This is a genomic window from Blautia sp. OF03-13 (assembly GCF_003460685.1).
Taxonomy (GTDB): Bacteria; Bacillota; Clostridia; order Lachnospirales; family Lachnospiraceae; genus Fusicatenibacter; species Fusicatenibacter saccharivorans.
This window is the reverse complement of the sequence record NZ_QTVR01000058.1, coordinates 1-953: the sequence shown is the minus strand read 5'-3', so window position 1 is coordinate 953 and position 953 is coordinate 1. Positions and strand designations below refer to the sequence as shown.

The 953-nt window shown below is 36.7% G+C and carries 1 protein-coding gene and 1 pseudogene; both read left to right on the top strand.

Annotated features, from left to right (window positions below):
• Positions 1-326 (top strand): annotated as a pseudogene (locus DXA55_RS16865) (IS607 family transposase); the annotation flags it as partial.
• On the top strand, positions 265-953 hold a 689-nt coding region (locus DXA55_RS16860), incomplete at its 3' end, for an RNA-guided endonuclease InsQ/TnpB family protein (RefSeq protein WP_147342043.1). The pseudogene DXA55_RS16865 and the gene DXA55_RS16860, both read left to right, overlap by 62 nt.

Below are 953 nucleotides of genomic sequence, written 5' to 3'. Positions count from 1 at the left end.
AGTGGAATAAATTATTAGATGAAGTAATGGAACAGAAAGTAAAAACGATCATCATAACCCACAAAGACAGATTTATCCGATTCGGTTATGATTGGTTTGAAAAATTCTGTATGAAATGCAACACAACGATCGTGGTGGTAAACAACGAAGAATTATCACCACAGGAAGAACTTGTACAGGATATTGTTTCCATACTTCATGTGTTCTCCTGCAGGCTGTATGGACTTCGTAAGTATAAAAAACAAATAGAGAGGGACGAGGAAATTGCTAAAGAGCTTCAAGACGGAAATCCATCCGACAGAAGAGCAGAAAGTCAGGATTCATAAAACAATAGGAACTTGTAGATTTATTTATAATTTCTATCTGGCCCATAACAAAGAACTTTATCAAAATGGCGAAAAATTCATGAGCAGCAGTAAATTCAGAGTCTGGCTGAATCATGAATACCTTCCACAACATCCAGAATATTTATGGATTAAGGAAGCATACTCAAAAGCGGTGACCCAGGCAGTAAATCATGGACAGACTGCATTTAAAAAATTCTTTAATCATGAAAGTGCTTTTCCGAAGTTCAAAAAGAAAGGCAGATCAGATATGAAGATGTATTTCGTAAAGAATAATCCGAAAGATTGTCGCTGCGAGAGACACCGAGTTAACATTCCGTCACTTGGATTGGTTCGTATCAAAGAAAAAGGATACATTCCTACGACGAAAGAAGGATATATCATAAAAAGCGGCCATGTTTCCATGAAAGCAGGCAGATATTATGTTTCGGCTCTTATAGAAATTCCTGATAATAAAACTGCTGATCTTTCTAACGAAGGAATCGGCATCGACCTGGGGTTAAAGGATTTTGCCATTGTTTCAAATGGTAAGACCTATAAGAATATCAACAAATCAGCAAGATTAAAGAAATTAGAAAAACGACTCGTTCGGGAACAGAGATGTCTCTC